The organism is Streptomyces sp. NPDC053474 (assembly GCF_044544845.1).
Classification (GTDB): domain Bacteria; phylum Actinomycetota; class Actinomycetes; order Streptomycetales; family Streptomycetaceae; genus Streptomyces.
On record NZ_JBITXV010000002.1, the window covers coordinates 719,099 to 728,074 of the forward strand.

At 72.7% G+C, this 8,976-nt stretch carries 6 protein-coding genes; 3 read left to right on the forward strand and 3 right to left on the reverse strand.

Going from position 1 to position 8,976, the window contains the following annotated elements:
* Positions 1-3: 3 nt before the first annotated feature.
* Together ACIG3E_RS06900 and ACIG3E_RS06905 are read right to left on the reverse strand one after the other, a co-directional pair.
* Positions 4-2,010, reverse strand: a complete 2,007-nt coding sequence (locus ACIG3E_RS06900) for a sigma-70 family RNA polymerase sigma factor (RefSeq protein WP_399612125.1) — start codon at positions 2,008-2,010, stop codon at positions 4-6.
* A 211-nt stretch (positions 2,011-2,221) separates the two neighbouring features.
* Positions 2,222-3,022: a TetR/AcrR family transcriptional regulator gene (locus ACIG3E_RS06905; RefSeq protein ID WP_399612128.1), complete on the reverse strand. Its 801-nt coding sequence runs from the start codon at positions 3,020-3,022 to the stop codon at positions 2,222-2,224.
* Between the two features lie 374 nt (positions 3,023-3,396).
* Here ACIG3E_RS06905 and ACIG3E_RS06910 point away from each other — a divergent pair, with 374 nt between their 5' ends.
* Together ACIG3E_RS06910 and ACIG3E_RS06915 are read left to right on the forward strand one after the other, a co-directional pair.
* Complete coding sequence (locus tag ACIG3E_RS06910) at positions 3,397-4,755, forward strand: NAD(P)/FAD-dependent oxidoreductase (RefSeq protein WP_399612131.1); 1,359 nt, start codon at positions 3,397-3,399, stop codon at positions 4,753-4,755.
* A 235-nt stretch (positions 4,756-4,990) separates the two neighbouring features.
* Positions 4,991-6,667, forward strand: a complete 1,677-nt coding sequence (locus tag ACIG3E_RS06915; protein WP_399612133.1) for a SpoIIE family protein phosphatase — start codon at positions 4,991-4,993, stop codon at positions 6,665-6,667.
* 71 nt (positions 6,668-6,738) lie between these two features.
* On the opposite strand, the gene ACIG3E_RS06920 is transcribed toward ACIG3E_RS06915, so the two are convergent.
* Complete coding sequence (locus ACIG3E_RS06920) at positions 6,739-8,004, reverse strand: MFS transporter (protein WP_399612200.1); 1,266 nt, start codon at positions 8,002-8,004, stop codon at positions 6,739-6,741.
* A gap of 115 nt (positions 8,005-8,119) precedes the next feature.
* On the opposite strand from ACIG3E_RS06920, the gene ACIG3E_RS06925 reads away from it, so the two are divergent.
* Positions 8,120-8,668 (forward strand): MarR family winged helix-turn-helix transcriptional regulator, encoded by a 549-nt coding sequence (locus ACIG3E_RS06925; protein ID WP_399612135.1) that lies wholly within the window; start codon positions 8,120-8,122, stop codon positions 8,666-8,668.
* Positions 8,669-8,976 lie beyond the last annotated feature (308 nt).

The following is an 8,976-nucleotide window of genomic DNA, read 5'->3' on the forward strand; positions in this document are numbered from 1 at the left end:
CGCTCAGGTGCAGCGGAGGCGGGACTGCGCCCAGTCCGCGAGGGCCACCGAGTCGAAGTGCGTATGCGGCTCGACGACCAGCCGGATCGTCTTGCGGCCGCTCAGCCCGACCCGTACGGGCACGGCCGGATCACCGCCCTTGACCAACTGCGACTGCCACAGACGCACCCCGTCGGCGTACACGGAGAACCGCACCTGGCCGAGGCGCATCGTCATGTCGTCGACGCCGACGAGCGCCTCGTACGAGGTGCACGTGCGGTTGAGGTCGATGGTCACGGAGGAGGAGCCGTGCACGGTCACGCCGTGGCCGTACCGCTTGTCCCCGATGGACATGCCCCGGCGCTGCCAGACCCAGCTGCTCTCGCCGAGCCGCATCTCGGGCTTGGTGCCGTCGCCGGTGAGGCCGTACTCCAGCTCGTTCCACTGGTAGACGACCGGCGCGGGGGGCGGCGTCGGCGTGGGGGTCGGCGTGGGCGTGGGCCTGGGCGGCGTCGGCCGGGGCTTCGGCGGCGGGGGCGGCTTCGGCTTCGGTTTCGGCGGCGGAGGCTTCGGCGTCGGCTTGGGAGCGGGCTTCGGCGGCGGCTTCGGCTTGGGCTCGGCCTTCACCGGCGGCGCGGGCTTCGGCCGCGACGGGGGCGGCGGCTCCGGCTTCGGCAGCGGCTTCGAGGGCGGCGGATTGCGCGGGATCACGGGCGGCTGGGCGGAGGTCGGGGATGGCCCCGCCTGCGGCGGCTCCTTCTCACCCGGGCCCCCGGTCAACGCGAGCGCCACGGCCACCCCGGCCGCGACGACACCCGCGACGATCCCGACCTTCGCCGGGGTGCCGAGGCCCTCGGCGGCCGCGCCGCCCCCGGCCGCTCCGGCGCCGGCCGAGCCGCTGCCCGCGGCGGCGCCCGCGGCACCCGCCGCGCCCGCGCCCGCGGCGCCGCCCCCGATGAGGGCGGCCACCTTGGCGTATCCGGCGGCACCGAACCAGCCGATGACGGCCACCGGCACGACGGCGGGGATGCCGCTGGCGACTTCCTTGATCTGGCCCGCGGCGAGACGGCAGTTGGCGCACTCCTCCAGGTGCTTGCGCAGGCCCCGCTCGGCGCGGGTGCGCAGGCCGCCGCGGGCGTAGGCGCCGAGCCGGTCGGCGTAGCGCGCGCACTCCTCGCTCTCGGTGAGCGTGGCGCTCACATGGGCCTGGAGATAGGCCTGCTTGAGGCCTTCGCGGGCGCGGCTCGCGAGCACGCGCGTGCCGTTGGCGTCCAGGCCGAAGAGCGTGGCGACCTCGCTCGGCGACTCGTCCTCGACCTCCGTGTGCCACAGCACGGCCTGCCAGCGCTCGGGCAGGCTGCGGAAGGCCTGCATGGCGAGCGACTGCTCGGCCTCGTGCATGGCCCGCACGTCCGCGCCCAGGTCCAACGTTTCGTCGTCGGACACCTCGGAGCTCCGGGCCGCCTGCGCGGCGAAGACCGCGAAGTCGTCGACGAGCTGCTCCCGCTTCGCCGACTTCGTCCACCCGGCGGCGACGCGCCGCACCGTGGTCAGCAGATAGGCGCGCACCGCGTGCTCGGGCCCCGAACCGGACCGCACGGCCTGGAGCATCCGCGCGAACACCTCGGCCGTGAGGTCGTCCGCGGTGTGCGCGTCGCGGCAGCAGGTGCGGGCATAGCGGCGCACCGCGTCGGCGTGCCTGCGGTACAGCTCCTCGTACGCGGAGTCCTCGCCCGCCCGCATCCGGGCGATCAGATCGGCGTCGGGGGGTGGCGAAACGTCACCGCCACGAGCGCCGGGCGTGCTGGCCTCCGTGCCGGGTGCGCCGGGCGATTCGCTGCCGCGCTGCGGCGGCACGCTCGGGTCGGGCCCGGGCGCACCGGAACCGGCGGCGGCGCCGGACGCGGAACCGCTCGTGCTCCCGCCGCCACCGCTGCCGCCGGGGCCGCCCTGGCTCGGCACCTGCCGGGAGGGCAGTCCGCCCGACTCACCACCGGTGGAGCTGGGCTCGTCCCGCCCGTCAACACTCATCGCGGACAGCCCCCGCATGCACACTCAGACCCGGACACCGGGAAAGAGTGCCACACGGCCGCGCCCCGTCGAATAGGGACGACAAGCAACCACCCGTCCGGGGCGAGTTACCGCAACCGAGCACTACCGTTCACCCATTCGGGGAATGCTCAACTCCTGTGCATGCCCGAGGAGTTGAGCATTCCGAGGCCGTGGAGGCCCGAACGGGTGTTTACGAAGGCCGCGACCTCAGCCCCTCAAGGAGGATGTCGAGGAGCCGGGACGAGGCCGCGGCCTGCTGTGCCGCGTCCGGCAGCGAAGGCGCCGCCGTCGCTATCACGAGCAGCACGTCGGACACGGTCACGTCCGCGCGCAGCTCACCTGCCGCCCGCGCCCGCTCCACGAGCCGCCCGACCACGTCGAGCAGCGCCGCGGCACCCGCGTCGTCGCTCTCCCGGGCCGGAGCGGGCCGCTGCTCCACCAGTCGCAGCTCCGGCGAGAGCGCCGGAGGCACCTGGCGCTGCTGCGGCACCCGGACCTCGGCGGCGTCCGCCACCCTGGTCCCGTCCACCGCGGCCGCGCCCTCGGCTCCCTCGCCCTCGTCCACGCTCACGCGCAGCACCTGGGGCGGAAGGAGCCGCCCCGCGCCCGAGGCCACGGACGTCCGCAGGAAGCGCGAGAGCGCCGACCACGGTTCGTCCTCCTGCCCGAGTGCCGCGCGGGCCTGCTCGGTCAGCCGGGAGGTCTCCTCCTCGGCTATCCGTCGCACCAGTACGTCCTTGCTCGGGAAGCGGCGGTAGACCGTGCCCACGCCGACGCGGGCCCGCCGTGCCACGTCCTCCATCGGCGCGCCGTACCCCAGCTCGCCGAAGACTTCGCGCGCCGCGCGCAGGACGTGCTCGAGATTCCGCTGCGCGTCCACGCGCAGCGGCGTCGTACGCGCTACGTCCCCCACTTCCCGTCCGTTTCCGCCCGAGGCGACGGCGGGTGCCGACGCTGTCGCGGAAGTCCAGTGAGAGTCCTGAATGTGCATATGTGTTCCCCCGGTAATGACGTCTCCCCCCGGAGACACTCCCCGCCATGTGATGACCGGCGTGTGAGGAGCGAGCTGCGCACGAACCCGGCAAACCGGACTCGACGAGCGCATCCCCCGACACCCCGACGTCACACGAACATAGTTGAGCCAGAGTCAATTCAGAAGGGGTGGGTTCCGCACGGGGTGCCCCCCGATCGGAGTACGCACCGTTTCCCACCCGATTGCACCCTGCGCCACCACCCTGCTACCACCCTCTGACCTGCGCAGATTCCGTCGGGTCTGCCAAGTGGAGCGGCTGCCGCCAACCTGGACTTCCAGTCATACAAATCGCTGAGCCTGTGGACAAACGCGAAGTGCGGGTGCGTCATGGGATGGTGACGGAACCTGTGCGCATTCTCGTTGTCGGCGGTGGCTACGTCGGGATGTACACCGCGCTGCACCTCCAGCGGAAACTCAAGCAGGAGCTGCGGCGGGGCGAGGCGGAGATCGTCGTGATCTCGCCCGATCCGTATATGACGTACCAGCCGTTCCTGCCCGAAGCCGCGGCCGGCTCGATCTCCCCGCGCCACGTCGTCGTCCCGCTGCGCCGCGTCCTCGACCAGTGCCGCGTCGTCGTCGGCGAGGTCACGTCGGTCGACCACGCCAAGCGCACCGCGTCCTTCACGACGCTCGCCACCCGCGAGGAGGGCACGGGCCCCCTCGCCCTCACGTACGACGAGCTCGTGCTCGCCCCAGGCTCCATCTCGCGCACCCTGCCCGTGCCCGGCCTCGCCGACTACGGCATCGGCTTCAAGACCGTCGAAGAGGCCATCGGACTGCGCAACCACGTCATTGAGCAGATGGACATCGCCTCCTCGACGCGCGACCCCGCCGTCCGCGACGCCGCCCTGACGTTCGTCTTCGTGGGCGGCGGCTACGCGGGCGTGGAGGCGCTCGGCGAGCTGGAGGACATGGCCCGCTACGCCGCCCGGTACTACCACAACGTCAAGGCCGAGGACATGAAGTGGATCCTCGTCGAGGCCTCCGGGCGCATCCTGCCCGAGGTCGGCGAGGAGATGGGCAAGTACACGGTCCGCGAGCTGCGCCGACGCAACATCGACGTACGCCTGGAGACCCGGCTCGACTCCTGCGAGGACCGCGTCGCCGTCCTCAGCGACGGCGCCCGCTTCCCCACCCGTACGGTCGTGTGGACCGCGGGCGTCAAACCGCATCCGCTGCTCGCCGCCACGGACCTGCCGCTGACCGAACGCGGCCGCCTGAAGTGCACCGCCGAGCTGTCCGTCGACGGCGCCCCGCACGCGTGGGGCGCGGGCGACGCGGCCGCCGTCCCCGACGTCACCGCCGAGCAGCCGGGCACCGAGTGCGCGCCCAACGCCCAGCACGCCGTGCGCCAGGCCAAGGTCCTCGGCGACAACATCGCCGCGTCGCTGCGCGAAAAGCCCCTCCAGGAGTACCGGCACAAGTACGTCGGCTCCGTGGCCTCCCTGGGACTGCACAAGGGCGTCGCGCACGTCTACGGACGCAAGCTGAAGGGCTACCCTGCCTGGTTCATGCACCGCGTCTACCACCTCAGCCGGGTGCCCACCGTCAACCGCAAGTCCCGCGTACTCGCCGAATGGACGCTGTCCGGCCTGTTCAAGCGCGAGATCGTCTCCCTGGGCTCACTGGAACACCCGCGCGCGGAGTTCGAACTCGCGGCCGGGGGCGAGCGCCCGAAGGAGTCCCGATGACCTCCGGCCGGAACTGCCCGAGCAGGACCGGCGTCTGACGGATGTCAGGCCGGTCGGCCAGACTGGACGTGTGACCATGAGCGGGCCCGCAAGAGGGCACCTGAGAAGCAAGAGTCCGCTCCACGCCATGCTGTGTCTTCCCGGGAGGCGGCGCCGCACGCCGCACCGCCACCGGCCGAACGCCCGGCCGTACACCCCCGCCCGATCCAGAAGCGACACCACGAGGCCTACCGCAGTGAACTTCACGCGCTGGAGCGCCCGGCTCCCCGGAACACAGCGCCGCGCCGCGGCGCGCACCGAGACCGGCGGCTCCCCGGCACAGCGAGGCGAGAGCTCCGTCCCCGCGGCCCGCGCCGAGCGCGTCGCGGAGCACCCCGCCGAAGCCGTCGACGCCCCCGAAGGCGTCGACGGGCTCCCCGCCCGCGAGGTCCTCGACAGCATCCCGGCCCTCGTGGCCCTCGTGCACGGCCCCGACCACCGCATCGCGTACGTCAACGACGCGTACGCCACGGCGTTCGGCCCCCGCCCCACCGGCGCCCCCGCGCGCGAGGCGCTGCCCGAGCTGGAGGAGGTCGGGCTCCTGCCGCTCCTGGACCAGGTGCTGCGCAGCTCCAAGCCGCGCACGGTCAAGTCCCGCAAGGTGCCCGGCGGCCGTTCGTACACGTTCACGTGCACCCCCGTGTCGCTGCCCCTGGGCGGGCCCGCCACGGACGCCCAGGACGGCGGGGTGCTGGTCTTCGCCGCCGACGTCACCGACCACGCCGACGCCGCCGAGCGCCTGCGCGCCAGCGAGCGCAGCCAGCGCGAGACCGCCGTCACGCTGCAACGCTCGCTGCTGCCCCAGGAGCTGGAGCAGCCCGACGACCTGCGCATCGCCGCCACGTACCAGCCGGGCGGCACCGAGGCCGCGGTCGGCGGCGACTGGTACGACGTGATCACGCTCGGCGGCGGCCGCACCGCCCTGGTCATCGGCGACGTCATGGGGCGCGGGGTGCGCGCGGCGGCCGTCATGGGCCAGCTCCGCACGGCCGTGCGCGCCTACGCCCGCCTCGACCTGCCGCCGCACGAGGTCCTCCAGCTCCTCGACGGCCTCGCCGCGGAGATCGACGCCAGCCAGATCGCCACGTGCGTGTACGCCGTCCACGACCCGAACGAGGGCAGCCTGTCGTACGCCTCGGCGGGCCACCTGCCGATCCTCGTACGCGACGAGAACGGCACGATCCACCGCGCGGACGAGCCCACGGGCCCGCCGCTCGGTACCGGCGGCTGGCTGCACGCCTCCGGCTCCGTGCCGCTCGGCCCCGGCTCCACCGCCGTGCTGTACACGGACGGCCTCGTGGAGCGCCGCAGCGAGGACATCGACGAGGGCGTCGCGTCCCTGGAGCGGGCCCTGGGCGGCGCCACCGGCACGCCCCAGGTGGTCTGCGACCGCCTGATCCGGGCCCTGGGCGTCACCGCCGACCACGACGACGACGTCGCGGTCCTCGTCCTCCAGCAGCCCGCCCGCACCGGCGCCGACGCGGAGCTGTTCCGCAACGCGGCCCTGGAGCTGCTCGGCGGCGTGGAGGCGGCCCCACGCGCGCGTGCCTTCGCCACCGGCGTCCTCGCCAGCTGGCGGTTCCCGCCGGAGCTGCTCGACCTGGGCGTCCTGGCCACCAGCGAGCTCGTCGCGAACTCCCTTCAGCACGGCACCCCGCCGATGCGCCTGCGGCTGCGCCGCACCGACCGCCGGCTGATCATCGAGGTCACCGACGGCGACGACCACCTGCCCAGGCGCCGCCGCGCCGAGCCCGCGGACGAGGCGGGCCGCGGCATCGCGATCGTCGCCACGATCGCCTCGAACTGGGGCTCGCGCCGGACGCCCGGCGGCGGCAAGGCCGTGTGGTGCGAGTTCGCGCTGCCGCGCGCGTAGACACTGATACGACGACGCGCGCGTGGGCGATGCCCACGCGCGCGTAGCTGACGATGTGCCCGACCGGCCGCTTAGGAGTGGGCGGTCACGGCCTCCGGGGCGCTCTGGGCGACGACCCGGCTCTTCTGGGCGTACGGGTGGTTCTGCGCCGGCGTGAGGTGCTTGCCGAGCCGCAGCGCGAGCACCGTGATGCCCAGCGAGAAGAGCAGGAACGTCACGACGTACGGAGCGTGCAGGGTGGCGCCCATGGGCCCGCCCACGGCCGGGCCGACCGCCAGGGCCAGCTGCTTGACCAGGGCGAAGGCCGAGTTGTACCGGCCGACCATCGACTCCGGCGCCAGATCGGCGACCAGCGGCGCCACGGTCGGCGCGAGCATGGTCTCGCCGATCCCGAAGAGCGCGTACGTCGAGATGAAGGCGGCGGTGGCCATGGCCTGGCTGCCGTGGCCGAGGCCCGCGAAGCCCGCGGCGATCCACGCCACGGCCCAGATGAGGCCCACGGCCGCGATGACCTGCGAGCGCTTGCGGCGCTCGACGAACCGCAGGACGGCGAACTGGGCGACGACGATGGCGCCGGTGTTGGCGGCGAGCGCGATGCCGAGGGTCGACGGCGAGATCCCGGCGGCCTCCACGCCGTACGCGGACAGGCCGGACTCGAACTGGCCGTAGCAGGCGAAGAACAGCACGAAGCCCAGGACGCACAGCTGGAGCATCACGGGGTTGCGGAAGACGTCCTTCATGCTGCCCCGGGCCTGCGGCGCGGCGTCCGCGATGCGGGGCGAGCGGGGCATGCGCGTGGTCAGCATGACGCCGACGAGCACCAGGAAGATCACGGTCTCGATGGCGAAGAGCAGCGTGAAGTCACTGGGCCGCTCGTGCTTGACCAGCTGGCCGCCGATGAGGCCGCCGACGCCGAGGCCCAGGTTCTGCAGGAAGAACTGAGTGGCGAACGCGCGCGTGCGGGTGTCGGGCGTGGAGCACTCGACGATCATCGTCGCGAGCGCGGGCTGCATGACGGCCTGGCCCGCGCCGAGCGCGCCCGCCGACAGCAGGACGAGGGGCGCGCTGGCCGCCAGGCCCAGGCTCAGGGCGCCGACGGCGGCGGTGAGCAGGGCGGCGATGAGGACGGGCAGCGGTCCGCGCCGGTCGATGGCCCGGCCGGAGAACGGCAGCACGATGAGCGCGGCCACCGCGAAGGCGGCGAGCACGAGGCCCGCCGTCACGGCGCCGAGGTCCCGGACCTGCGCCACGTACACGTACAGGAAGGGGACGGTAAAGCCGAGGCCGAACGCGCTCAGTGCGTTGCCCACGTGGATCCGGCGCATCGCGGCGCCCATCGCCATGGTCACTTTCACCTGCCTTAGGAGTGAAGACTTCAAAGCTAAAGTTAGGATCTAAACAATACACACTGAAGGACTTCGATGCCAACCACGGCCGTGCCATACTGCGCCCATGGGTGACACCCCCGGCCCCACAGAGCCGACACTCGAAGAGCAGATCGCCGCCTACCAGCGCGAGTTCCAGGACCTCGACCCCCAGGTCGAGAAGATCGTCTCGGCCCTCGGCCGCCTCAACCGGCGGATGAACGTCGCCTACGGCCGCCAGACCGCGACCCTCGGCATCAGCAACGCCGAGTGGGAGGTCCTCAAGGCACTCGTCCTCTCCGGCGCCCCCTATCGGATGGGCCCCGGCGAGCTGGCCAAGCGCCTCGGCCTCACGCCCGCCGCCATGACCCACCGCATCGACCGCATGGTGAGCGAGGGCCTGGTCACCCGGGAGCGCGACGAGAGCAACCGCGTACGGGTGATCGTGGAGCTCACCGGCGAGGGCCGGGAGAAGTGGCTGGAGGCCATGCGGCTCGCCACGGTCTTCGAAGAGGACCTCCTCCAGGACCTGTCCTCGGCCGAGCGGGGCGTCCTGGGCGAGGTGCTCACGCGCCTGCTGCGCCGCGTGGAGCACGCCCAGCCGGACGCGGGCGGCCGCCTCAACGACCTCGACTGATGTTCACGGAGTCAGGGGTTGACAGTGCGCCGCCCGGCCCGTAAGGTTCTTCGAGTTGTCGCGGGGCCGTAACGGTTCTGCGACAGCGCATCTCGCCGCTGACGCGGCACCCAAACACCAGCACGACCTCCCCACGGGACTGATTTCGGCATGTCCGAATTCAATTCCAGGGCGCGATTATGAATCGCCGGGAGAATCCGCTAAAGTTTGGGACGTCGGAACGGCCCAACAGCCGGGAAGGCAGCCCAAGTTGACTGGGAATCAGGCCCGAAAGGATCTGATAGAGTCGACACCGCCGGAAGGCCGAA